This is a genomic window from Streptomyces sp. HUAS CB01, assembly GCF_030406905.1.
Classification (GTDB): Bacteria; Actinomycetota; Actinomycetes; order Streptomycetales; family Streptomycetaceae; genus Streptomyces; species Streptomyces chengbuensis.
This window is the reverse complement of sequence record NZ_CP129137.1, coordinates 4,380,681-4,404,244: the sequence shown is the minus strand read 5'-3', so window position 1 is coordinate 4,404,244 and position 23,564 is coordinate 4,380,681. Positions and strand designations below refer to the sequence as shown.

Below are 23,564 nucleotides of genomic sequence, written 5' to 3'. Positions count from 1 at the left end.
TGCGGTGAAGCAACTACGGCTTGGGGTACTGGCCGGGCTGTTCGTGGTGGCCGGGGTGCTGTCCTGGGGTGGCACGCGGCTGTGGGACGCGGTGGGCACGCTGCCGAGCGTGCCGCTGGCCGCGCCCATCGTCCTGGCGGCGATCGCCGTGGTCCTCCTGGCGACCGCGCTGTCGCTGCGGGCCCGGCTGCGGGCCCAGCGGGAGCGCCGGCCGGGGGCGAAGGGCGTCGAGCCGCTCATGGCCGCCCGCGCGGTCGTCTTCGGCCAGGCGAGCGCGCTGGTCGCGGCCCTCGTCAGCGGTGTGTACGGCGGCGTGGCGGTCTTCCTGCTCGGCTCGCTCGACGTCCCGGCGCGCCGGGACCAGGCGATCTACGCGGGCTTCGCGGTCCTCGCGGGTATCGGGGTGATCGCCGCGGGGCTGTTCCTGGAGCGGGTCTGCAAACTCCCGGACGACGAGGACGACGGCACGGGCCAGGTCCCGGCGCGCTGACGCCGTCCGGCCCGCTCGGGGCCCCGTGACGACGACACGACGACGAAGCACCCCCGGCCTCGTGGGCCGGGGGTGCTTCGGTCGTACAGGGGTGTGCGACGGGACCACACCGCCCGGAGGTGCGGGGGCCCGGCCCGGGCCGGGGGCCGGTCAGCGCGCCATGATCAGGCTCATCGCCTCGTTGCGCGTGGCGACGTCGCGGAGCTGGCCGCGGACGGCCGAGGTGATCGTCTTGGCGCCCGGCTTGCGAATGCCGCGCATGGACATGCACATGTGCTCGCACTCGATGACCACGATGACCCCGCGCGGCTCCAGGATCTCCATCAGGGAGTCGGCGATCTGCGTGGTCAGACGCTCCTGCACCTGGGGTCGGCGGGCGAAGACGTCGACGAGACGGGCGAGCTTGGACAGGCCGGTGATCTTGCCGGTGGTCGACGGGATGTAGCCGACGTGGGCAACGCCCCGGAAGGGCACCAGGTGGTGCTCACAGCAGCTGACGAGTTCGATGTCCTTCACCAGGACCATCTCGTCGTGGCCGAGGTCGAACGTCGTGGTGAGCACGTCCTCCGGCTGCTGCCAGAGTCCCGCGAATATCTCCTTGTACGCCCGTGCCACCCGCGCCGGGGTCTCCTTCAGACCTTCGCGGTCCGGGTCCTCGCCGACTGCGATGAGGAGTTCGCGTACGGCGTTCTCGGCACGCTTCTCGTCGAACACGCCGATCGTGCCCTCGCCGTCCAGCGTCACCGGGTCGGTCATCTGTGCCTCGTTCCCTTGCTCTGCCTTGGCGTGAAAACGCCGCACTTCCCAGGCTAGAACCTGGGAAGTGCGGCGTTCATTCCGGTCCGGCGGTCTTCACCGCCGCATCATGCCTGGTCAGGCTTCCGGACGCTCTTCCTGAACCGCCTCCTTGGGCGCCTTGGTGACATCGGTCACCGTCGGGGCCGAGGTCCCGTTCGCGCCGTTGGTGAGCGCGAGCTCCTTCGGCGACAGCACCGGAGGACGGGTGGACGGCGTGCGGCGCGAGGAGCCGGTCCACGCCGGACGGGCCGGGCGCTTCACGATCGGGGCGAAGATCTCGGCGATCTCCTCCTTGCCGAGGGTCTCCTTCTCCAGCAGCGCGAGGACGAGGTTGTCGAGGACGTCGCGGTTCTCGACCAGGATCTCCCAGGCCTCGTTGTGCGCGGTCTCGATGAGCTTTTTGACCTCTTCGTCGACCAGCGCGGCGACCTCTTCCGAGTAGTCGCGCTGGTGCGCCATCTCGCGGCCGAGGAACGGCTCCGTGTTGTCGCCGCCGAACTTGATCGCGCCGAGCCGCTCGGTCATGCCGTACTGCGTGACCATCGCGCGGGCCGTGGCCGTGGCCTTCTCGATGTCGTTCGCCGCGCCCGTGGTCGGGTCGTGGAAGACGAGTTCCTCGGCCGCGCGGCCGCCCAGCATGTAGGCCAGCTGGTCGAGCATCTCGTTGCGCGTGGTCGAGTACTTGTCCTCGTCCGGGAGCACCATCGTGTAGCCGAGGGCCCGGCCGCGGGACAGGATCGTGATCTTGTGGACCGGGTCGGAGTTCGGGGAGGCCGCCGCGACCAGGGCATGTCCGCCCTCGTGGTACGCGGTGATCTTCTTCTCCTTGTCGGACATGATCCGGGTCCGCTTCTGCGGGCCCGCGACGACGCGGTCGATGGCCTCGTCCAGGAAGTGGTTGTCGATCAGCTTCTTGTCGCTGCGGGCCGTCAGCAGGGCGGCCTCGTTCAGCACGTTCGACAGATCGGCACCGGTGAAGCCGGGGGTGCGGCGGGCGACGGCCGAGAGGTCGACGTCCGGGGCGACCGGCTTGCCCTTCTGGTGCACCTTGAGGATCTCCAGGCGGCCCTGCATGTCCGGGCGGTCGACGGCGATCTGCCGGTCGAAACGGCCCGGGCGGAGCAGCGCCGGGTCGAGGATGTCCGGCCGGTTGGTGGCGGCGATCAGGATGACGCCGCCCTTCACGTCGAAGCCGTCCATCTCGACGAGGAGCTGGTTCAGGGTCTGCTCGCGCTCGTCGTGACCACCGCCGAGGCCGGCACCGCGGTGGCGGCCCACCGCGTCGATCTCGTCGACGAAGACGATCGCCGGGGCGTTCGCCTTGGCCTGCTCGAAGAGGTCACGGACCCGGGAGGCACCGACACCGACGAACATCTCGACGAAGTCGGAGCCGGAGATCGAGTAGAACGGCACGCCCGCCTCGCCCGCGACGGCGCGCGCGAGCAGCGTCTTGCCCGTACCGGGCGGGCCGTACAGCAGCACGCCCTTCGGGATCTTGGCGCCGACGGCCTGGAACTTCGCCGGCTCCTGCAGGAACTCCTTGATCTCCTGGAGCTCCTCGACGGCCTCGTCGGACCCGGCCACGTCGGAGAAGGTGGTCTTCGGTGTGTCCTTGGTGATGAGCTTGGCCTTGGACTTCCCGAAGTTCATGACCCGGGAGCCGCCGCCCTGCATCTGGTTCATCAGGAACAGGAAGACGACCACGATGAGCACGAAGGGCAGCAGCGAGAGGAGCACCGAGAGGAACGGGCTCTGCCGCTCGGGCGAGACCGTGTAGCCCTTCTCGATCTCACCCGCGTCGTACTTCTGCTGCAGGGTCGTGGCCAGCTCGACGCCCTGGTCGCCGATGTAGCTCGCCTGGACCTTGTCGCTGCCGTCGACCTTCTGGCCGTCCTTCAGCTCGATCTTGATGATCTGCTCGTCGCCGGTGGTCAGCTTGGCCTGCTCGACCTGGTTCTTGTTGATCGCCTGGACAACCTTCGCGGTGTCCACCGTCTTGTAGCCGCCCGACGAGCCGACGACCTGCATCAGCACGACCACGGCGAGGACGGCCAGCACGATCCACATGACCGGCCCACGGAAGTATCGCTTCACGTCCATCCATACGGAGCGGTGTCGCCCCGTCCCTCCTGCCCGTAGGTAAATGCTGCTCTGAGAGTGCTGCTGTGAGACTGAGTAAAAGACTGTTCTTCGGACGGTACCCCAGCATTGTCACCCGGGACCGCCTTCCCATGCTCCAACGGCGGGAAGGCGGCCGGGGTTCCCGGGACGCGTCCGCGCCTCAGCCCCCGTACACGTGGGGCGCGAGGGTCCCCACGAACGGGAGGTTGCGGTACTTCTCGGCGTAGTCGAGGCCGTATCCGACGACGAACTCGTTCGGGATGTCGAACCCGATCCACTTCACGTCGATCGCGACCTTCGCGGCGTCCGGCTTGCGGAGCAGCGTGCACACCTCGAGCGAGGCGGGCTCGCGCGAGCCCAGGTTCGACAGCAGCCAGGACAGCGTCAGCCCGGAGTCGATGATGTCCTCGACGATCAGGACGTGCTTGCCCTTGATGTCGGTGTCCAGGTCCTTGAGGATGCGGACCACTCCGGAGGACTGGGTGCCCGCGCCGTACGAGGACACCGCCATCCAGTCCATGGTGACGGGGGTGGACAGCGCACGCGCCAGGTCCGCCATCACCATCACGGCGCCCTTGAGGACTCCGACGATGAGCAGGTCCTTGCCCGCGTACTCCGCGTCGATCTTCGCGGCCAGCTCGGCCAGCTTCGCGTCGATCTCTTCCTTGGTGATGAGTACCGATTTGAGATCGGCGCCCATGTCCTTCTCGTTCACCCGCGTCGCTTTCTGTCTCGGCGTCCCGGCGCTCGGCCTGCTGCCGGCTCAGCCTTGCCGAATGACCAGTCTGCCACCCTGGCGGCGCGCTTCGACCCGGCCGGGCAGGTTCAGGGGCTTCTGCCCCCGCCATCCCACAATGAGCCGCTCGACCTCCTCGATGTGCCGGGCGAACAGCGAACCCGCAGGTGAACCGGCTGCGACCAGGGCCCGGCGGAGCACCCGGCGGCGGACGGCCGGAGGCAGTGCGTAGAGCTTCGCGCATTCGAGCAGTCCGGCGTCGTCGCGGACGGTCTCGTCGGCCTGCGCGGCCCAGGCGTCCAGGGCGTCGGCGTCGTCGCGGGACAGTTGGGCGGTACGCGCCAGCGCCTCCACCACGCCCTTGCCGAGCGCCTTCTCCAGGGCGGGCAGGCCCTCGTGGCGCAGCCGGGAGCGGGTGTAGGCGGGGTCGGCGTTCATCGGGTCGTCCCAGACGGGCAGGTGCTGGACGAGGCACGCCTTGCGCGCCGTCTGGCGGTCGAGCCGGAGGAAGGGGCGCCGGTAGCGGCGGCCGGCCCCGGTGACGTCCGCCATGCCGGAGAGCGACCGGATGCCGGAGCCCCGGGCGAGGCCGAGGAGGACGGTCTCCGCCTGGTCGTCGCGGGTGTGGCCGAGGAGCACGGCGGCGGCACCGTGGCGCTCGGCCGCCTCGTCGAGGGCGGCGTAGCGGGCGTCCCGGGCGGCGGCCTCGGGGCCGCCGGCGCGTCCGACGGTCACGGCGACGGCCTCGACGGGGTCGAGGCCCATGGCGGTGAGTCGGTCGGCGACTTCGGCGGCGCGGAGATCGGAGCCTGCCTGCAGGCCGTGGTCGACGGTGACGGCGCCGGCACGGACGGCCAGTTTGGGGGCCTCGAAGGCGAGGGCGGAGGCGAGCGCCATGGAGTCGGCGCCGCCCGAGCAGGCGACCAGCACGAGGGGGCGGCCGTCCGGGCCCGGTGCGGCGGGGGAGCGCCCGCCGGCGGGGAGTGCGGCGCTCGGGATGTCGTTCAGTTCGTTGAGTACGTCGTGGAGTACGCGGCGGACCGCCAGGCGTATCGCCGCGACCGCAGGATGCGGACCCATGTCCGGTGCCCTTCGTGGAGTCGGGGGTGCCTCCGTGAGGAGGAGGGTGGGGGTCGGGGGGATTCCGTCACTGAGAGTGTCTCGATGGTGACAGAACCGTGCCGTTCCCCGAGCATTGCACGCCTACCCATTGCCGACGGTCCCTCGGACGGGTGATTACGGCGGCGTCCGTGTGCCGTCGGCCGCGCGGGGTTTCAGGGTTCCGCCCTCCGGTGCACGCGCGCGATCCAGTCCGCGGGTGCGGCGATCTCCGCCTTGGTGGGCAGCGTGTTCGGCGAGGTCCAGACCCGGTTGAAGCCCTCCGTCCCGACCTCCTCGACGACGGCCCGTACGAAGCGCTCGCCGTCGCGGTACTGGCGCAGCTTGGCGTCCAGGCCGAGGAGCTTGCGCAGTGCCAGGTCGAGGCGCGAGGCGCCCCGGGCGCGGCGCTGCTGGAACTTCTCGCGGATCTCGCCCACGGACGGCACGACCTGCGGGCCCACGCCGTCCATCACGAAGTCCGCGTGGCCCTCGAGCAGGGACATCACGGCCGTGAGCCGGCCGAGGATCTCCCGCTGCGCGGGGCTCTGGACGATCTCGACCAGCGAGCGGCCCTCGTCCTCCTCGCCTTCGGGACGGCCGCCGGCGAGCGTCTGGGCGGCCTCGCGCAGCCGCTCGAGCACGGTCATGGGGTCCACGTCGGTCTCGGCGAGAAATGACTGGATCTCGCCCTCGAGATGGTCGCGCAGCCAGGGCACGGCCGTGAACTGGGTGCGGTGGGTCTCCTCGTGGAGACTCACCCACAGCCGGAAGTCGTGCGGGGCGACGTCGAGTTCGCGTTCGACGTGGACGATGTTGGGGGCGACCAGGAGCAGCCTCCCGCCGCTGCCGGGTGCCCCGGGCAGTTCGCGCGTGGGCGGGGCGAAGGTCTCGTACTGGCCGAGGACGCGGGAGGCCAGGAACGACAGCAGCATGCCCAGCTCGACGCCGGTCACCTTGCCGCCGACGGCCCCGAGCACGGCTCCGCCGGCGGTGCCGGCCCGGCGCTCCTGCATCTTGTCGAGAAGGGGCTTCAGCAGTTCGCGGAAGCCCGCGACATTCGCCCGGATCCAGCCCGGCCGGTCGACGACGAGGACCGGGGTGTCCTCCGGCTCGTGTCCGTCGGGGATCATCCGGGTGAACTCGCGGACGTGCTCCTCGGAGGCCTTGGCGTGCCGGCGCAGCTCGGCGACGACGGCGCGGGCCTCCTCGCGGGTGACGTCCGGCCCCGGCCGGACGAGGCGGATCGCGGTCGCGACCGCGAGGTTCCAGTCGACCATCTCGGCACCACCGATGCTCGTCATGCGTCAACCGTACGTTGTCACCCCGGCACACGGTGAGGTGTCGGCGTCCCCCGGGCCCCGCGGCCGCGCCCGGGCGGGCTGCGAAGGGCGGGCCGGGGCGCGGCCGCCGCCGGCTCGGAAGCGCGGGTTCCGTCAGGGCAGGAGGGCCGCCGCGAGACGGTCGAGCGCGGGGCGGGCCACGCCCGCGGACGGCGTGTCACCGGCGAGGAAGGCGAAGGCGAGCAGCCTGCCGTCGGCGGACAGCGCCGTTCCGGCGAGGGTGTCCACGCCTCTCAGCGTGCCGGTCTTGGCCCGTACGAGACCGCCGGACCCGGCGGCGGTGCGGCCGCTGAGCGTGCCCGTGAAGCCCGCGACAGGAAGGCCGGTGAGGACGGGGCGGAGCTCCGGGCGGGCGGGGTCGGCGGCCCGCACCAGCAGGGTGGTGAGGAGGGCCGCCGAGACCTTGTCGGCACGGTTCAGTCCGCTGCCGTCGGCGAAACGCGATCCGGTCATGGGCAGCTTCAGCCGCTTGAGCCGGTCGGTCACCGCGGCCTCCGCCCCGGCGAAGCTCGCCGGGCGGCCGGTGGCGAGCGCGGTCTGCCGGGCCAGGGCCTCGGCGATGTCGTTGTCGCTGTTGGTCAGCATCCGCTCGACGAGGGCCGGGACCGGCGCGGAGTGCGTGGTGGCGAGGGCGGGCCCCTTGGCGGGGGCCCTGCCGGAGGCGGGCCCCGACGCGGTGTTCACACCGCGTTCGCTGAGCAGCCCGACGAAGGCGCGGGCGGCGTCGCCGGCGGGGTCGGGACTGCGGCGTGCGCTGCCCTCCGTCGAGTCGTCGAGGCGCCCCTCGTTGATCATGAGGGCGGTGACGGGGGCGATGTTGTCGTTGCCCGCGCCGATGGGGTGGATCACCGGCCCCTTGTAGAGCGAGGTGTCGTAGGAGAGGCGGACTGTGGTGACGCCCCGGTCGCGCAGGGCCTTCGCGGTCCGGTCGGCGAGGGCACGCATCCGGGGCGTGTCGAGGGTGGGGTCCCCGCCGCCGACCAGGGTGATCGACCGGAAGTCGGGGGCGGCGACGACCCTGGTGGGGATGCGGTGCGCGGGACCGGTGGCGGACAGCACGGCCGCAGCGGTGGCGATCTTGACCGTGGAGGCGGGCGTCATGGCCGTACCGGCGCCCCGTCCGTACAGCTGTCTGCCGGTGGCGGCGTCCACGACGGAGGCGGTGCGCAGCGGACCGAGCCCCGGGTCGTCGAGCAGGGGGGCGAGGACGTCGGCCAGGGCGGCCGGCGCGACCGAGGGCACCTTGGGGGCGCTTGCGGCAGCCAGTACGCCGGGGGCGCTCGGCGCAGGCGCGGGGCCGGGTGCCTCCGCCGCCTCGCGCCCCTGCCCCGCGCCCTGGTGATCTGCGCCACCTGCGCGGCCGAGAGCGGCGGCGTGCGTGCGCTCGGCCTTACGCTGACCGTTGTCCCAGGGGCCGGCCGCGGTCACCGCCGCGGCGGCGAAGGCCAGGCCGACCACGGCCGCACCCGCCGTGAGCTGCCACGTTCCTCGGTCGGGCACCATTGACCAGCCCCTTTCGCGATCACACACCTGCGTAGGGGACACTTAATCACTGCGGACAGCCGCGTCACCTACATATGTGTTGATCATGGAGGAGTACCACCCGTGGAGTTCGACGTCACCATCGAGATCCCGAAGGGGTCGCGGAACAAGTACGAGGTGGACCACGAGACCGGCCGGATCCGTCTGGACCGTCGCCTCTTCACCTCGACCAGCTACCCGGCGGACTACGGCTTCGTCGAGAACACCCTGGGCGAGGACGGCGACCCGCTCGACGCCCTGGTCATCCTGGACGAGCCCACCTTCCCGGGCTGCCTCATCAAGTGCCGCGCCATCGGCATGTTCCGGATGACGGACGAGGCCGGCGGCGACGACAAGCTGCTGTGCGTCCCGGCGTCCGACCCGCGTGTGGAGCACCTGCGGGACATCCACCACGTCTCGGAGTTCGACCGCCTGGAGATCCAGCACTTCTTCGAGGTCTACAAGGACCTCGAGCCGGGCAAGTCGGTCGAGGGCGCCAACTGGGTCGGCCGCGCCGAGGCCGAGGCCGAGATCGAGGCCTCCTTCAAGCGCCTCGAGGCGCAGGGCGGCGCCCACTGACGCATTCCCTGTACGCACGACCGGGCGGTGCACCCCACGAGGGGTGTGCCGCCCGTCGCATACTGGGCGCACACACGCAGTACGCGAGCGGGAGGAGTCGGTAGAGCGTGGTGGCGGAGCCGGAAGGTCCAGTCGAGGACCGGAAGCCGCAGTCCGACGAGGCACGCAGCGCCTTCACCCCGCCGGAGGGTGTCGACCAGCCGGGACCGCCAGAGGAGGACCATCCCTCCTCCGAGTTCGCCGTTCCCGAGGGGCTGACGACCGAGGCCCCGGCCGAGCCGGAGGGCTCGGCGTTCGCGCCGCCCGCGACGTACCGGGCGAAGGCGTCGCCACCCGCCTACACCCCGGCCCACGGATTCCCGGTGCTCCAGCTGTCCAAGGACGTGCCCTGGCAGGACCGGATGCGCACGATGCTCCGGATCCCGGTGAGCGAGCGGCCGATGCCGGAGCCGGTACAGCGGCACGACGAGGCGGGGCCAGCGGTGCCGCGCGTGCTCGACCTCACGCTGCGCATCGGCGAGCTGCTGCTCGCGGGCGGCGAGGGCGCGGAGGACGTCGAGGCGGCGATGCTCGCCATCACGAACGCGTACGGCCTCGACCACGTCGAGCCGACGGTGACGTTCACGCTGCTGTCGATCACCTACCAGCCGTCGCTCGTCGACGACCCGGTGACGGCGAACCGGACCGTGCGCCGCCGGGGCACGGACTACACCCGGCTGACGGCCGTGTACCAGCTGGTCGCCGACATCAGCGGCGACGACCAGGAGATCAGGCTCGACGAGGCGTACCGGCGCCTGGCGGAGATCCGCCGGAACCGGCACCCGTACCCCGGCTGGATCCTGACGCTCGCTGCGGGCGTCCTCGCCGGCGGGGCCTCCGTCCTGGTGGGCGGCGGCGCGCTGGTGTTCGTGGCGGCGGCGATCGGCGCGATGCTGGGCGACCGGCTGGCGTGGCTGTGCGCCGGCCGCGGGCTGCCGGAGTTCTACCAGTTCGTGGTGGCGGCGATGCCGCCCGCCGCGATCGGTGTGGCGCTCAGCGCCCTGCACGCCGATCTGAGCCCCTCGGCGGTCATCACCGGTGGCCTGTTCGCCCTGATCCCCGGGCGGGCTCTGGTTGCGGCGGTCCAGGACGGTCTGACGGGCTTCTACATCACGGCGTCGGCCCGGCTGCTGGAGGTCGCCTACTTCTTCGTGGCGATCGTCGTCGGGGTGCTCACGGTCCTGTACGTGGGCGTGCAGTTCGAGGCGAACCTCAGTCCCGAGGGGGCGCTGGTCCTCGTCGAGCGGCCCGTGATGCAGATCCTGGCCTCGATGGTGCTGAGCCTGACCTTCGCGGTGCTGCTCCAGCAGGACCGTTCCACCGTCCTGGTGGCGGCCGCCAACGGCGGCGTGGCGTGGGTGATCTACGCGGCGATCGCGGTGACGGCCGACGGCTCGGCCGTGCTGGCGACGGCGGTGGCAGCCGGTCTGGTGGGTCTGTTCGGGCAGCTCCTGGCCCGCTTCCAGCACACCTCGTCGCTGCCGTACGTGACCGCGGCGATCGGCCCGCTGCTGCCGGGCAGTGCCATGTACTTCGGTGTGCTGCACATCGCGCAGAACAACATCGACGCGGGCTTCGCCTCGCTGGCGAGGGCCGCGGCGCTGGCGCTGGCCATCGCGATCGGCGTGAACCTGGGAGGCGAGATCGCCCGGATGTTCCTGCGCAGCCCGGCGGCCGCAGGCCGGCGCCGCGCGGCCAAGCGAACCCGAGGCTTCTAGGCCGTGACCGGGTCCGCGCGCCGGCTCCGACTGCCCAGTGGGGCCCGCGCGGCCTCCGGAGCCTGCGATCACGAGCCGGAGCCCGTCCGGACCCGCACGCGGGCCGGGGCCCGTCCGGACCCGCACCCCGGGCGGCCCCGGCACGGCGGCACGGTGGGTGTGCCCCGGGGTCGCGGGCGGGGGAACGCCGTGGGACCCGGCCGGCCACGGCGTCCCGGGGCCCTGTTCCCCGCGCACGACGACGCCCCCGGCCCGTCTACGGGCCGGGGGCGTCGAGCGGGTCTCAGCGCTTGGCGTGGCGGCCGCGCGGGGCGGTCCCGTCCTCCGCGGCGCCTTCGGCCGCGGCCTCCTTCTTGTTCCTGGAGCGTGCGCGCATGAACTCGATCACGATCGGCAGGACCGAGATGAGCACGATGGCGATCAGGATCGCCTCGATGTTCTTGTGCACGAACTCGACCTTGCCGAGCGCGGCGCCGAGCAGCGTCACGCCGGCGCCCCACAGGACACCGCCGATGATGTTGAACGTGATGAACGAGCGGTAGTTCATCCGGCTCACACCGGCGATGATCGGCGTGAACGTCCGCACGATCGGCACGAAGCGGGCGAGGACCAGGGACTTCGGGCCGTACTTCTCGAAGAACTCGTGCGCCTTCTCCACGTTCTCCTGCTTGAAGAACTTGGAGTCCGGGCGCTTGAACAGCGCGGGGCCGACCTTGCGGCCGAAGAGATAGCCCACCTGGTCGCCGATGATCGCGGCGAGCACGACGAGCGTGCACACCAACCAGAGCGGCTGCTTGATGACGCCGGTCGTCACCAGGAGACCCGTGGTGAACAGCAGGGAGTCCCCGGGCAGGAAGAAGCCGATCAGCAGACCGGACTCGGCGAACACGATGACGAGTACGCCGATCAGCCCGAAGGTCGTGATCAGATAGTCCGGGTCCAGCCAGCTCGGTCCGAGCGCAAGGGTGTTCACGAGGTCCGGGCTCCTGTGGTGTGAGTCGAGGGGCGTGGCGCCCAAAACTATCAACGCATTCGTTCGAGGGCCGGTTCCAGTGCCCCGCTCCGGATGCGGAGGGAACGGACGGCCACGAAGCTGTGCCCATGGGAATCGAGGATTTCGGCGGAGGCCAGGGTCCGCACGCCGATGTGCTGGTCGTCACGACGAACGACGTCCCGGGCTTCCGGGTGGAGCAGGTCATCGGTGAGGTCTTCGGGCTGACCGTGCGGTCACGGCATCTCGGCAGCCAGATCGGCGCCGGCCTGAAGTCGATGATCGGCGGCGAGCTGAAGGGCCTGACCAAGACCCTGGTGCAGACCCGCAACCAGGCCATGGAGCGGCTGATCGAGCAGGCGCGGTCACGGGGCGCGAACGCGGTGCTGATGTTCCGCTTCGACGTCTCCGAGGCGGCGGACGTCGGCACCGAGGTGTGTGCGTACGGCACGGCAGTGGTGATCACGCGCGTCTGACGGTGTATCGCGGCGCGACCCCGAATGGCGCGCGGTATGGGCGTTTTCTGCCGTTATCGTGAGGTCCGTGACGACGACCGACCACGCCCCGGTGGCGACCCCGGCCCGGGTGCTGCTGCCGCTGATCGTCCCCGCGATCGTCGTCGGCGTCGCGTCGAGTCTGCTGCTCCTCGGCCTGACGGAGCTCTCGCAGCAGCTCAAGGGCCTGCTGTGGGAAGTCCTGCCCGACGCGATCGGCATCGGCCGCTACTCGGTGCCGTGGATGATCGCCGTGCTCACCGCCACGGGGCTCGCGGTCGGGCTCGTGGTGTGGAAGGTGCCCGGGCACGCCGGCCCGGAGCCCGCCACGACCGGGCTCGTCGACCCCCCGATGCCCCCCGCGGTGGTGCCGAGCCTGCTGCTGACCGCCGTACTCGGACTCGCGGGCGGGGTCAGTCTGGGCCCGGAGAACCCGATCACGGCGGCGAACATCGCGCTGGCCGCCTGGCTGGGCGGCCGGGCCATGCGGGGCTCGGGGGCGGAGCTCTGGGCCGCGCTGGCCGCGGCCGGAACGGTCGGGGCGCTCTTCGGCACCCCCGTGGCGGCGGCGCTGATCCTCACCGAGTCCCTGGCCGCCCGCCCGGCGCCCGGCGCGCTGTGGGACAAGCTGTTCGCCCCGCTGATCGCGGGCGGCGCCGGCGCGCTGACCACCGTGCTGATCGCCCACCCCACCTTCGACCTCGACCTCCCCGCGCTGAGCGGGTCGCGCTGGGGCGACGTGCCGGCCGCGCTCGCCGTCTCCTTGCTCGGCGCGCTGGTGGGGATGGCGGCCGTGTACGCGTTCCCGTACGCGCACGCCGTCTTCCGCAAGCTGGGACACCCGGTACTGGCGATCTCCGCGGGCGGCCTGGTGCTGGGGCTCCTCGGCGCGCTGGGCGGGCAGTTGACCCTGTTCAAGGGACTGGAAGAGGTGAAGGTGCTGGCGGCGGACCCGTCGGGCTGGTCCTCGGGACAGTTCGCGCTGATGACGGTGGTCAAAGTCGCCGCGCTCACCATCGCCGCCACGTGCGGCTTCCGGGGCGGGCGGATCTTCCCCAGCATCTTCGTGGGCGTCGCCCTCGGGCTCGGTGTGAGTGCGCTCGTACCCGAGGTGCATCCCACGGTCGCGGTGGTGTGCGCGGTCCTCGGGGTGCTGCTGGCGATCACCCGGCAGGGCTGGCTCAGCCTGTTCACCGCGGGGGTCCTGGCCGCGGACCCCCATGTGCTCCCGCTGCTGTGCATCGCCCTGCTCCCGGCCTGGCTGCTGGTGACGGGGCGGCCTCAGATGCAACTCCACGACGACGGCACACCCCTGCGCTGAAAGGCGATCGGACATGGCACTGCACAAGGTCGGTAGGCATCCGGAGCAGAGCGAGGAACGGCGGAGGCTGTCGCTCAATCCGTTCTACGGGGCGGCCGATCCACTGGGGTCGATGACCCTCGCCCCGCCGCAGCACCGGCTGCCGGAGGGCCCGATGGCGCCCGCGAACGCCTACCAGTTCGTGCACGACGAGCTGATGCTCGACGGGAACTCACGGCTCAACCTGGCCACCTTCGTGACGACGTGGATGGAGCCGGAGGCCGGAAGGCTGATGGCCGAGTGCCGCGACAAGAACATGATCGACAAGGACGAGTACCCGCGGACCGCCGAACTGGAGCGGCGGTGCGTGGCGATGCTCGCCGACCTCTGGCACGCGCCGGACCCGGCCACCACGGTGGGCTGCTCCACGACCGGTTCGAGCGAGGCGTGCATGCTCTCGGGCATGGCCCTGAAGCGACGCTGGGCGCAGCGCAACAAGGACCGGTACCCCGGCGCCCGCCCCAACCTGGTCATGGGCGTCAACGTGCAGGTCTGCTGGGACAAGTTCTGCAACTTCTGGGAGGTGGAGCCCCGGCTGGTCCCGATGGAGGGCGACCGCTTCCACCTCGACCCGCAGGCGGCGGCCGACCTCTGCGACGAGAACACGATCGGCGTGGTCGCCGTGCTCGGATCCACCTTCGACGGGTCGTACGAGCCCGTCCAGGAGGTCTGCGCGGCACTGGACGCCCTGCAGGAGCGGACGGGCCTGGACATCCCGGTCCATGTGGACGGGGCCTCCGGAGCGATGATCGCGCCGTTCCTGGACGAGGACCTGGCCTGGGACTTCCGGCTGCCGAGGGTGGCCTCGATCAACACCTCCGGGCACAAGTACGGACTCGTGTACCCGGGCGTGGGGTGGGTGCTGTGGCGTTCGCCGGAGAACCTGCCCGAGGAACTCGTCTTCCGGGTCAACTACCTCGGCGGCGACATGCCGACGTTCGCGCTCAACTTCTCCCGGCCCGGGGCCCAGGTGGTGGCGCAGTACTACACCTTCATCAGGCTCGGCCGCGACGGCTACCGGGCGGTGCAGCAGACGACCCGGGACGTGGCGCGGAGCCTGGCCGAGAAGATCGACTGCCTGGGCGACTTCCACCTGCTCACCAGGGGCGACGAGTTGCCGGTCTTCGCCGTCACGACGAATCCGGACGTGAAGAACTACGACGTCTTCGACGTCTCGCGGCGGTTGCGGGAGGCCGGCTGGCTGGTTCCGGCGTACACCTTCCCGCCCCACCGCGAGGACCTCTCGGTGCTGCGCTTCGTCTGCCGCAACGGCTTCTCGGCGGACCTCGCCGAGCTGCTGCTGGAGGACCTGCAGCGGGCCATGCCGGAACTGCGGGCCCAGAGCGCGCCGCAGAGCCAGGACAAGGCGGCGGCCACGAGCTTCCACCACTGAGCGGCACCGGCCGGGGGTGCGGCGGTCCCACCCGCACCCCGGGTCCGTCAGTGGCTCGGCCGCACGAAGCGACGCACCGCCGACGGGACGAGACCGGACACCGGCACAGGCGGTCTGATCACGAAAGATCCCCCTCGTGCGGCACACCCGTCGCATAGGGGTTCTCCTGTCCCTCCGCGAGGACTCCCACGAAGGGTTCGCCCTCACCGGCGAACGTGTACGCCCCGCCCTCGATCCGCTCGATCAGACCGCGCGTCCACTGCGCGCCGGCGTCCGCCGAGTGGACCCAGAAGTTCATGATCTCTCCGATGTGCCCCAGGGACTCGGGCCCTTCCTCGGGGGTGTAGTACTCGGTGACCGACGAGCGCCACTCCTCCAGGGCACGCACCCGCTCCCGCAGCAGTTCCACCGCCTCCCGGCGGTCGAGGTCCACGATGAATCCGATACCGGCCGAGAGGATGTCCATCTTCTGGTCGTACGAGGTCAACGCCTCGCGCAGCAGGGTGAAGTACTCCTCGGTGCCGCTCTCGGTGAGCTCGTACTCGGTGCGCGGCGGGCCGCCGACCGTGGAGGGCGCGATCTCATGGGCGTGGAGCAGGCCCTGCTTCGCCATCTGCTTCAGCGCGTGGTAGATCGACCCCGGCTTGGCGTTCGACCACTCGTGCGCGCCCCAGAACTCCAGGTCGTTGCGGACCTGGTAGCCGTGCGCACGCCCGTGCTGGCGCACCGCCCCGAGGACCAGAAGCCGGATCGCTGACATGCGCGTACCCTCCTATTCAACTTTGACTAGGGTACGCGTCCGGGAGGGCGCACACGAGGTCCCGGCCGGGGTCTCAGGGCCTCCACCGGTACTTGCCGCCGCCGACCCAGCGCACCAGCGCCGGGTCGTCCAGATCCACGTCGTGCCGGCCGGACTCGTGCGCCATGCTGATCACGTCGACCATGTCGTGCGCGATCCCGACCGTGCGCCCCTCGATCTCCACCACCCGGAACGGCGGATCACCCGGCTGGATGGGAAGGACGACGATCGGGGCCACTCCTGGTGCGTCGCTCATGGTTCAAGGGTGTGGCACCGGCCCGCCTCCCGCACGAGGGGCGGCCCGCCGCCCCGTCGCGTCGCCCGCCCGCTACTCGCCCGGGGCCCGCCCGCTCTCCAGCGCGACGAGGTCGAACGCGCCCTTGCCGTCCAGGGACTCGCGGAGGATGTCCGCGTGACCCGCGTGCCGGCCGATCTCCTCGACCAGATGCAGCATCAGCCAGCGCATCGAGACCCTGCCCTCCTTGGGGAACCACGGCGCGTCCGGCAGCGGGAAGGTGTCGTCCAGACTCGGCACCGAGCGGATGAGCTCCTCGGTCTCCTTGGCCACGCCGTCCCAGAAGGCCAGGGTGCCGGCGACGGTCTCGCCGTCGAGAAGGCGGAAGCCGTCGCTCCACGAGTTCTCGTCGCGCTGCTTCTCGTTCGGCCTCTGCTGCGCCATGCGCAGCCAGGAGAGCTCGCACTCGGCGACGTGCTTGAGCAGACCGGAGAGCGTCAGCTCGCTCGCACTGGGGCGGCTCGCCGCCTGTTCCTCGGTCAGCCCGAGCACGGACCTGCGGATCGCGCCGCGCTGGGCCTCGACGAAGCTCAGCAGAGCTCCGCGCTCGTCGCCGGGAGCCTCCGCGGGAACGTGAGTGACCATGATGTCCGCCTTCGGGTCGGGACGGGTGCGGCCGCCGGTCGCGGCCCCCTGACACCTTCACGTTACGGAGCCTTTAGGTCAGGTTCCGTCCTCGAGCACACGGGTCGAGCGACGGATCCGCGTCTCGCCCCGGACTCCGGGAGGACCGCGCGGGAAGGGCCTCGGAACCTCAGAAGGGGAAGACCGAGCGGCCCCGCTGCACGGAGATCCACTTCTGGGTGGTGAAGACCTCGACCATCGCCTCGCCGTTCAGCCGTCCGAGGCCGGACGACTTCTCGCCGCCGAAGGGCACGATCGGCTCGTCGTGCACGGTCGAGTCGTTGATGTGGATCATTCCGGTGTGGATCCGCTGGGCCAGCGCCACACCGCGCTCGATGTCGCCGGTGTGCACGGCGCCGCTGAGCCCGTAGGGGGTGTCGTTGGCGATCCGTACCGCCTCCTCGTCGCCCTCGAACGGGATGAGGAGCACCACCGGGCCGAAGATCTCCTGGGACAGCACGGGCGAGTCGGCAGGGAGGCCCGTCAGCACGGACGGGGAGACCACATTGCCCTCGGTCCGGCCGCGCAGCAGAGCGGTCGCGCCCGCCTCGACGGACTGCTCGACCAGGCTCGACACGGCCTCTGCCTGCAGGGAGTTGATCAGGGGGCCGATGTGGGTCTCGGGGTCGGCCGGGTCGCCCACCTTCAGCGTCTGGACCTTGGCGACGAGCTTCTCGGTGAACTCCTTCTCCACCCCGCGGTCCACCAGGATGCGGTTGGCCGCCATGCAGACCTGGCCCTGGTGCACGTACCGGCTGAAGACCGCCGCGTCGACGGCGTAGTCGATGTCGGCGTCGTCGAGCACGATGAAGGCGCTGTTGCCGCCCAGCTCGAGGACGGCGTGCTTGAAGTTGGCCGCGCAGACGGTGGCCACGTGCCGGCCCACCCGGTCGGAGCCGGTGAAGGAGATGACCTTCGGCACGGGGTGCTCTATCAGCGCGTCACCGATCTCCGCGATGTCGGTGATCACCACGTTCAGCAGCCCCGCGGGCAGACCGGCGTCCTCGAAGACCTTGGCGACCAGCGAACCTCCGCAGATCGGCGTGTTCTGGTGCGGCTTGAGGACGACCGCGTTCCCGAGCGCCAGCGCCGGCGCGACCGACTTGACGGACAGCAGGAAGGGGAAGTTGAACGGGCTGATGACGCCCACGACACCGACCGGGAGCCGGTAGACCCGGTTCTCCTTGCCGTCCACCGGGGACGGCAGGATGCGGCCCTCGGGACGCAGCGACAGCTGGATCGCCTCGCGCAGGAACTCCTTGGCGAGGTGCAGCTCGAAGGACGCCTTCAGCCGCGTGCCGCCCAGTTCGGCGACGATGGCCTCCGCGATCTCCTCCTCGCGGTCCTCGATGATCCTCAGCGCCCGCTCGAAGACCGACCGCCGCGTGTACGGGTTGGTGGCCGCCCACTCCTTCTGCGCGCGCTCCGCGGCGCGGTACGCCTGGTCCACCTCGCCGGCCGTGGCGACGGTGATCGAGGCGAGCTTCTCCTCGTTGTACGGGTTGAAGTCGATGATGTCCCAGGAACCGCTGCCCGGGCGCCATTCGCCATCTATGTACTGGAGTGCCAGGTCGCTGAAGAAGGAGGACATGGGATCCCTTACCGGCCGCGGGAGCAGGGGCGTGTGCAGTTACCAGTCGGACTGATGTCGCGTCATCCTACTTGCCGGTCAAGTGAGTTGGAGCAGTCCTCGGAGAAGGTCCCGACTCTCGTCCGGACCGGGGCTGTCCTCCTGCAGGCGCTTCATCACCCGCTCGTACAGCGCCACCTCCTCGGGCTTGTCGAGGTAGAGCGCGCTCGTCAGCTGCTCCAGGTAGACGATGTCCGAGAGGTCGGACTCGGGGAAGCGCAGCATCGTGAAGGAACCGGACTCGCCCGCGTGGCCACCGAAGCTGAACGGCATGATCTGGAGCGTGATGTTCGGCTGCTCGGAGACCTCGATCAGATGCCGCAACTGCCCCTGCATCACGGAGCGGTCGCCGTAGGGGCGGCGCAGCGCCGCCTCGTCCAGGACCGCGTGGAAGCGGGGCGCGCGCTCGGAGACGAGCGCCTTCTGGCGCTCCAGGCGCAGCGCGACCCGGCGGTCGATCTCGGCGGCCGGGGCGTCGGGCATACCGCGCTCGACGACGGCGTGGGCGTACGCCTCGGTCTGCAGCAGCCCGTGCACGAACTGGACCTCGTAGATCCTGATGAGCGAGGCGGCGCCCTCCAGGCCGATGTACGTCTGGAACCAGCCGGGCAGCACATCGCCGAAGCTGTGCCACCAGCCGGCAACGTTGGCCTCCTTGGCGAGCCCGAGCAGCGACGCGCGCTCCGCCTCGTCCGTGACGCCGTAGAGCGTGAGGAGGTCCTCGACGTCCCTGGCCTTGAAGCTCACCCGTCCCAACTCCATGCGACTGATCTTGGATTCGGACGCACGGATCGAGTAGCCCGCCGCCTCCCGGGTGATGCCGCGCGATTCCCGGAGGCGCCTCAGCTGCGAGCCCAGCAGGATGCGGCGCACCACGGACCCTCCGCCGGGACCATCGGCCCGGGGGTAGCCCCACGACTCCACTGCGGTCACGTCTCCCACCCTCCCCATCGCCATCGGTTCCCGGAGTGCCCCCGAACCCCGAGCCCCGGATTCTGCCACCAAAACGCTTCGCCCCGTACTCATTCGATTACGGAAACAAGAAGCCGTCCGGGAAGGGCGCACCGGAAGCACGCGGAAGATATGAGAGTGAACCAGCACGGGTGGGGACAGGCCGGGCGCGTGCACGTGCATCTGCCCTTGCATCTGTTGTGGGCATTCGGAACCATGGACCCCGCGCACCTGCGTACTCGTACGTGCTCGTTCGTGTTGTAGCGCCACAGCTGCGATTCCCGGGAGTGCCTCGCATGGGAACGAATGGATCGACCATGCTCGAGCCGTTACGGCAGGGCCTTCCGCCGATCGATCCCGCGGCCGTGTCCAGCTCCGCCTCGTGCGCACTGCCCGCCCGCTACGAAGCGGTGCGCGGCGCCCGGAAGTTCACCAGCAGGACGCTGACCCAGTGGGAACTGGACGAGCGCTTCGACGACGTCGCGCTCGTCGTGTCAGAACTCGTCACCAACGCGCTGCGGCACGCCCTGCCCGCGGACACTCCGCGCGACCAGGAGCCCCCCGTACGGCTGCACCTGATGCGCTGGACGAGCCGGCTGGTGTGCGCCGTGCGCGATCCCAGCGAGGACAGTCCGGTGGCCGGCGAGGCCGAGGACTCCGCCGAATGCGGCCGGGGATTGTTCCTCGTCGACTCCTTCAGCGACAGCTGGGGCTGGCACCCGCTGGCGGGTTCGCTCACCGGAAAGGTCGTCTGGGCGCTGTTCCGCCTGCCCCCGGAGTGAGCCTCCCGCACTCCGGTGCACCCCGTGCGTCCGTCCTCGCCCGGCGGGCCGCGGCCGCCGGCCATCGGCACACCCGGACCGGACCACACGGCATGAACGTTTCTGCGGACCGGAGGACCGGGCCCGGTTCACGGACGGGTCAGCCGCCGGCGAGGTGGTCGAACTCGCCGTCCTTCACCCCCAGCAGCATGGCCTCTATCTCGGCCGGCGTGTAGACGAGCGCCGGCCCCTCCGGGAAGCGCGAGTTGCGCACCGCGACGTTCCCGCCGGGCAGTTTCGCGAACTCCACGCACGATCCCTGGGAGTTGCTGTGCCTGCTCTTCTGCCAGACGACCCCGTGAAGCTCTGTGGCCGCCATGCCGTTGTACACGTCGTGCACAGGACGCTCCCCGAGTTACAAGGTGCAGGTGTCAACTGTCTCGGATCATAGCTGTGTTCATATGCAGATGCATGAGCAGATGCACGTGCACGCCTGGTGGTCCCGCGGTTACAGCCCGGGCCGCACCTCGCCGGGTCTTCCCCTCTTCCGCGCCCTCGTCCCGTGCCGGACGGCCGGGCCCGAATCCGCCATGCACGAGTAAGAGACGCGCGCCGGGCCCTTCCGGCTCCTCAGTCCGGCGAATTTCCGGTTCGCGGTGTTCTGGTCACCCCCTACCGGCGACTCGCGTACCGGTGCGACCCTTCGTCGCACCGCCGCGCGTCAGTCGGCCTTCTGTCCGTCCGCACGCTCTTTGTCACGTGCGTTCGCCGGGTCCGCCCCGCGGATGCGGAGTGTCCGCTCCCTCCCGGGAGCCGGTGTTCCGATCCCGACGCGGTCGGGGCACCGGCCCGGCCCGAGGCCGGACGAACGACCGGCCGCCGGCTGCCCCGTCATGGCGGCGGAGGTCTCCGTACGTGCCTCACAGGGCGCTGAGCTCGGCGTCGGTCGGGGCGCTCCGGCCCTCGCGGACGGAAGGACCCGGTCGCCGGTCGACCGGGAACGGCGGTGAGGGGCCGCCGGTTCCGGGGGCTCGCGGCCGTGCGGGGCGCCCGGTCGCGCCGGGCGCCGGCTCCTGTTCAGACGGTCGCGACAGAACCGCTCGTACGGATGGAGCAGGTCCCGTACGTCGACGGGCGGGCGGCTGCGAGCCGGTGGATACGCCGTCTGCCGGAGCGGCCCCCGGACACGCGTCCGGCCTCCCGCCGCACCGCGCGGTGCTCCGGGAGGCCGTGCGGCGCAGGTCGAGGTGGACGGCGAAGGCCGGACCGGCCGTCACCCGCCGGCCCGGTGGCGGTGCCGCGCGATGCGCCGCGCCCACGCCACCGGGTCAGCGGTCAGCCGGCGGCGGTCGCCGTCAGCGGGGCGGGGACGCGTACGGCAGCAGGGCCATCTCCCGTGCGTTCCTGACCGCTCTCGCCAACTGCCGCTGCTGCCGGGCCGTCACCCGGGTCACCCGGCGGCTGCGGATCTTGCCTCGGTCGGAGAGGAACCTGCGGAGCAGGTCCGTGTCCTTGTAGTCGACGTACGTGATGCCCGCCGCGTCCAGCGGGTTCGGGCGGGGCTTCACCGGTGTGCGGTGAAATGGGCGCTTGGCCATGTCACACCTCCAGGAGGGAGTCGAACGCCGGCGGCAGGCGCTTCCACGCCTCGGGCCCGGCGGCGTACTCGGCATCGGTGAGCAGGCAGGAGTCGAGCAGCTCCGTCAGGCCCTCGCGGTCCAGCCCCGGCGAGGTGAAGACGAGGTGCTGGCAGCGGTCGCCGTGCTCCGGATGCCAGTCCAGCGCCGCCGCGGCCCGGCGCACGGGCGGGACCATCTCCCAGGCGGCGTCGGGAAGCGAAGCCAGCCACGGCCCCGCGCTCTCGACGCAGAGCGCTCCCCCGGCCGCGTCCCACGCCAGCAGGGTGTCGGAGCGGTCCGCGAGCCAGAACCGGCCCCGGCTGCGGGCGGCGGCACAGGTCAGGGGTCCTCCAGCGCCGCGTACAGCCGCTCCGGGTGGAGCGGCCGGCGGCGGTGCCAGACGTACGTCCCGACCCCGCACTCGTCCGCGTCCTGCGGCAGCAGTGCGCACGCCGGGTGCTGTGCGGCAGCGGCGGCCTCGACGTCGAAGCCGGCCAGGGCCACAGCGGCCAGTTCGTCGCCGTCCACCGCCACCTGACGGGCCGTCGGGTGCAGCTGGGCCAGCAGGGCCCGGTCCTCCCGGTCGGCCTCGTCCCCTCCGACGAGGGCGAGCACCGGCGCGTACTCCAGCTGACGCGCCCAGGTGTCCGCGACGGTGCGCCGGTCGGTCGGGGCGGCGGCCAGCCCCGCCTCCATCAGGTCGTCGCCGTTGGCGAGATAGGGCAGCAGGAGGGAGGGGTCGACGGCCGTGATCACGCTCGTGATCCGCAGCCGGTCACCGTGGGCCGCGACGACCTCGGCCATCGCCTTGGGCTCGACCGAGTCCCAGAGCTCGACGATCGCCAGCCGGGTGAGGCCGTCGCCGGCGAGCCGTTCCAGCTCCGGCACGAGGTCCTCGCGCAGTGCGCAGCAGGCGCAGTCGTTGACGAGCGGTGCCTCACCACAGGACAGCACGCCGGTCGCGTCGCGGACACTGCGCCGGACGGTGCCCCGGACGGCGGTCGACAGGTCGTGCCGGAGCGCGACGCTGCCGCTCACGGTGGTCAGCAGCTTCGCGACGACCGCGGCACGGGCGTCGGAGTGGAGCCCGCCGACGATCGCGACGGGAAGCGTTCCCTCCATCACCGTGCCTCGCGCCGTCCGTAGCGGCGCTCGAAGCGCTCGACGCGGCCGGCGGTGTCCAGGACGCGGGCCGTGCCCGTGTAGAAGGGGTGGCTCGCGGACGAGATCTCCACGTCCACGACGGGGTACGTGTTGCCGTCCTCCCATTCGACGGTCCGGTCGCTCGTCGTCGTCGAACGGGTGAGAAAGGCGAATCCGGCCGCCCGGTCGCGGAACACGACGGGGCCGTAGGCCGGATGGATTCCGGGCTTCATGACGGGTGTCCCTCCTGCTTCCGCTCAGCGCTCTTCGCGGAAGTCGACGTGCCGGCCGGCGACCGGGTCGTACTTGCGCAGCGTCAGGCGGTCGGGGTCGTTTCGGCGGTTCTTGCGGGTGACGTAGGTGTAGCCGGTCCCCGCGGTGGAGCGGAGCTTGATGATCGGGCGTAGTTCGTTGCGGGCCATGCGGGTACAGTAAATGGAAATGGTTTCCATTTCCAAAGGAAGGACGTGTGACGTTGTCCGCACGCTGCCAGCTGACCGGGGCCGAGCCCGGTTTCGGCAACCGCATCTCCCACTCCCACCGGCGCACCTCGCGCCGCTTCGACCCGAACATCCAGCGCAAGCGGTACTGGCTGCCGGGCGAGGGCCGGTACGTACGGCTCTCGCTGAGCGCGAAGGCGATCAGGACGGTGGACGGCATCGGCATCGAGGCGGCGGTGGCCCGCATCCGCGCGCGGGGGGAGAAGGTCTGATGGCGAAGAAGAGCAAGATCGCGCGCAATGACCGCCGCCGGGAGGTCGTGGAGCGGTACGCGGTCCGGCGCGCGGAACTGAAGGAGATCGTCCGGCACCCCGGCACGAGCGAGGAGGACCGCCTCGCCGCGCAGCGCGAGCTGCGCCGCCAGCCGCGCGACGCGAGCGCGACCCGCGTCCGCAACCGCGACGCGGTCGACGGCCGCCCGCGCGGCTACGTCCGCAGGTTCGGCCTCTCCCGCGTCCGTCTGAGGGAGCAGGCGCATGCGGGGTTCCTGCCGGGGGTGACGAAGTCGTCCTGGTGAGGGACGGACGGCGGCGGTGAGCGTCCACGGGCTCGGGGCACGGG

25 protein-coding genes and 1 pseudogene are annotated in these 23,564 nt (G+C 71.2%); 9 read left to right on the top strand and 17 right to left on the bottom strand.

The window, feature by feature from the left end; all coding sequences use genetic code 11:
* Positions 1–4: 4 nt before the first annotated feature.
* Complete coding sequence (locus QRN89_RS19525) at positions 5–490, top strand: DUF3180 domain-containing protein (protein ID WP_290350698.1); 486 nt, start codon at positions 5–7, stop codon at positions 488–490.
* Positions 491–640: 150 nt separating this feature from the next.
* Here the strand turns inward: QRN89_RS19525 and folE are convergent, their stop codons facing one another.
* The 6 genes from folE to dacB all read right to left on the bottom strand — a co-directional run bounded on the left by folE (position 641) and on the right by dacB (position 8,089).
* Positions 641–1,246, bottom strand: coding sequence for a GTP cyclohydrolase I FolE (gene folE / locus QRN89_RS19520; protein ID WP_290350697.1), 606 nt, complete (start codon positions 1,244–1,246; stop codon positions 641–643).
* A 117-nt stretch (positions 1,247–1,363) separates the two neighbouring features.
* Positions 1,364–3,388, bottom strand: a complete 2,025-nt coding sequence (ftsH, locus tag QRN89_RS19515) for an ATP-dependent zinc metalloprotease FtsH (RefSeq protein WP_290350696.1) — start codon at positions 3,386–3,388, stop codon at positions 1,364–1,366.
* 181 nt (positions 3,389–3,569) lie between these two features.
* Complete coding sequence (hpt, locus tag QRN89_RS19510; RefSeq protein ID WP_093660903.1) at positions 3,570–4,109, bottom strand: hypoxanthine phosphoribosyltransferase; 540 nt, start codon at positions 4,107–4,109, stop codon at positions 3,570–3,572.
* Between the two features lie 63 nt (positions 4,110–4,172).
* Complete coding sequence (gene tilS / locus QRN89_RS19505; protein ID WP_290350695.1) at positions 4,173–5,225, bottom strand: tRNA lysidine(34) synthetase TilS; 1,053 nt, start codon at positions 5,223–5,225, stop codon at positions 4,173–4,175.
* Between the two features lie 194 nt (positions 5,226–5,419).
* Entirely contained in the window at positions 5,420–6,547 is a 1,128-nt protein-coding gene (locus tag QRN89_RS19500) for a zinc-dependent metalloprotease (protein WP_290350694.1), read from the bottom strand.
* A gap of 132 nt (positions 6,548–6,679) precedes the next feature.
* The gene (gene dacB, locus QRN89_RS19495) at positions 6,680–8,089 is read right to left on the bottom strand and encodes a D-alanyl-D-alanine carboxypeptidase/D-alanyl-D-alanine endopeptidase (RefSeq protein WP_290350693.1); all 1,410 of its coding nucleotides are present in this window, start codon (positions 8,087–8,089) and stop codon (positions 6,680–6,682) included.
* Positions 8,090–8,191: 102 nt separating this feature from the next.
* Here dacB and QRN89_RS19490 point away from each other — a divergent pair, with 102 nt between their 5' ends.
* On the top strand, positions 8,192–8,686 hold the full coding sequence (locus tag QRN89_RS19490) for an inorganic diphosphatase (protein WP_017949744.1): 495 nt from the start codon (positions 8,192–8,194) through the stop codon (positions 8,684–8,686).
* 107 nt (positions 8,687–8,793) lie between these two features.
* The gene (locus QRN89_RS19485; protein WP_290350692.1) at positions 8,794–10,443 is read left to right on the top strand and encodes a threonine/serine exporter family protein; all 1,650 of its coding nucleotides are present in this window, start codon (positions 8,794–8,796) and stop codon (positions 10,441–10,443) included.
* A gap of 283 nt (positions 10,444–10,726) precedes the next feature.
* Here the strand turns inward: QRN89_RS19485 and QRN89_RS19480 are convergent, their stop codons facing one another.
* Positions 10,727–11,416: a DedA family protein gene (locus QRN89_RS19480; protein ID WP_290350691.1), complete on the bottom strand. Its 690-nt coding sequence runs from the start codon at positions 11,414–11,416 to the stop codon at positions 10,727–10,729.
* A gap of 128 nt (positions 11,417–11,544) precedes the next feature.
* On the opposite strand from QRN89_RS19480, the gene QRN89_RS19475 reads away from it, so the two are divergent.
* The 3 genes from QRN89_RS19475 to gad all read left to right on the top strand — a co-directional run bounded on the left by QRN89_RS19475 (position 11,545) and on the right by gad (position 14,681).
* Positions 11,545–11,910: a YbjQ family protein gene (locus QRN89_RS19475; RefSeq protein WP_290350690.1), complete on the top strand. Its 366-nt coding sequence runs from the start codon at positions 11,545–11,547 to the stop codon at positions 11,908–11,910.
* Positions 11,911–12,019: 109 nt separating this feature from the next.
* Positions 12,020–13,249, top strand: a complete 1,230-nt coding sequence (locus QRN89_RS19470) for an ion channel protein (protein WP_290353778.1) — start codon at positions 12,020–12,022, stop codon at positions 13,247–13,249.
* 13 nt (positions 13,250–13,262) lie between these two features.
* Entirely contained in the window at positions 13,263–14,681 is a 1,419-nt protein-coding gene (gene gad / locus QRN89_RS19465) for a glutamate decarboxylase (RefSeq protein ID WP_290350689.1), read from the top strand.
* Positions 14,682–14,799: 118 nt separating this feature from the next.
* Here the strand turns inward: gad and QRN89_RS19460 are convergent, their stop codons facing one another.
* From QRN89_RS19460 to QRN89_RS19440, 5 genes are all read right to left on the bottom strand, one after another.
* Positions 14,800–15,441, bottom strand: a complete 642-nt coding sequence (locus tag QRN89_RS19460; RefSeq protein ID WP_290350688.1) for a PadR family transcriptional regulator — start codon at positions 15,439–15,441, stop codon at positions 14,800–14,802.
* Positions 15,442–15,514: 73 nt separating this feature from the next.
* Complete coding sequence (locus tag QRN89_RS19455; protein WP_290350687.1) at positions 15,515–15,736, bottom strand: hypothetical protein; 222 nt, start codon at positions 15,734–15,736, stop codon at positions 15,515–15,517.
* Between the two features lie 72 nt (positions 15,737–15,808).
* Positions 15,809–16,360 carry a DinB family protein gene (locus tag QRN89_RS19450; RefSeq protein WP_290350686.1) on the bottom strand — a complete coding sequence of 184 codons (552 nt, stop codon included), beginning with the start codon at positions 16,358–16,360 and terminating at the stop codon, positions 15,809–15,811.
* A 169-nt stretch (positions 16,361–16,529) separates the two neighbouring features.
* Positions 16,530–17,990, bottom strand: a complete 1,461-nt coding sequence (locus QRN89_RS19445) for an aldehyde dehydrogenase family protein (RefSeq protein ID WP_290350685.1) — start codon at positions 17,988–17,990, stop codon at positions 16,530–16,532.
* Positions 17,991–18,068: 78 nt separating this feature from the next.
* A complete protein-coding gene (locus tag QRN89_RS19440) occupies positions 18,069–18,902 on the bottom strand; it encodes a Sco1979 family transcriptional regulator (protein ID WP_290353777.1) in 834 nt (277 codons plus the stop codon).
* Between the two features lie 374 nt (positions 18,903–19,276).
* Here QRN89_RS19440 and QRN89_RS19435 point away from each other — a divergent pair, with 374 nt between their 5' ends.
* The gene (locus tag QRN89_RS19435; RefSeq protein WP_290350684.1) at positions 19,277–19,762 is read left to right on the top strand and encodes an ATP-binding protein; all 486 of its coding nucleotides are present in this window, start codon (positions 19,277–19,279) and stop codon (positions 19,760–19,762) included.
* 139 nt (positions 19,763–19,901) lie between these two features.
* On the opposite strand, the gene QRN89_RS19430 is transcribed toward QRN89_RS19435, so the two are convergent.
* From QRN89_RS19430 to rpmG, 5 genes and pseudogenes are all read right to left on the bottom strand, one after another.
* Entirely contained in the window at positions 19,902–20,141 is a 240-nt protein-coding gene (locus tag QRN89_RS19430; protein WP_138053866.1) for a DUF397 domain-containing protein, read from the bottom strand.
* 955 nt (positions 20,142–21,096) lie between these two features.
* On the bottom strand, positions 21,097–21,339 hold the full coding sequence (gene rpsR, locus QRN89_RS19425; protein ID WP_290350683.1) for a 30S ribosomal protein S18: 243 nt from the start codon (positions 21,337–21,339) through the stop codon (positions 21,097–21,099).
* A gap of 1 nt (position 21,340) precedes the next feature.
* Positions 21,341–22,482 (bottom strand): annotated as a pseudogene (locus QRN89_RS19420) (CobW family GTP-binding protein).
* Positions 22,482–22,736, bottom strand: a complete 255-nt coding sequence (locus QRN89_RS19415) for a type B 50S ribosomal protein L31 (RefSeq protein ID WP_290350682.1) — start codon at positions 22,734–22,736, stop codon at positions 22,482–22,484. Before QRN89_RS19415 ends, QRN89_RS19420 begins: the two are co-directional and overlap by 1 nt.
* A 24-nt stretch (positions 22,737–22,760) precedes the next feature.
* Positions 22,761–22,925 (bottom strand): 50S ribosomal protein L33, encoded by a 165-nt coding sequence (rpmG, locus tag QRN89_RS19410; protein WP_017949758.1) that lies wholly within the window; start codon positions 22,923–22,925, stop codon positions 22,761–22,763.
* A gap of 53 nt (positions 22,926–22,978) precedes the next feature.
* Between rpmG and rpmB the strand changes: the two genes are divergently transcribed.
* Together rpmB and rpsN are read left to right on the top strand one after the other, a co-directional pair.
* The gene (rpmB, locus tag QRN89_RS19405; RefSeq protein WP_290353776.1) at positions 22,979–23,215 is read left to right on the top strand and encodes a 50S ribosomal protein L28; all 237 of its coding nucleotides are present in this window, start codon (positions 22,979–22,981) and stop codon (positions 23,213–23,215) included.
* Positions 23,215–23,520 (top strand): 30S ribosomal protein S14, encoded by a 306-nt coding sequence (rpsN, locus tag QRN89_RS19400; protein WP_290350681.1) that lies wholly within the window; start codon positions 23,215–23,217, stop codon positions 23,518–23,520. The genes rpmB and rpsN overlap by 1 nt, the downstream gene beginning before the upstream one ends.
* Positions 23,521–23,564 lie beyond the last annotated feature (44 nt).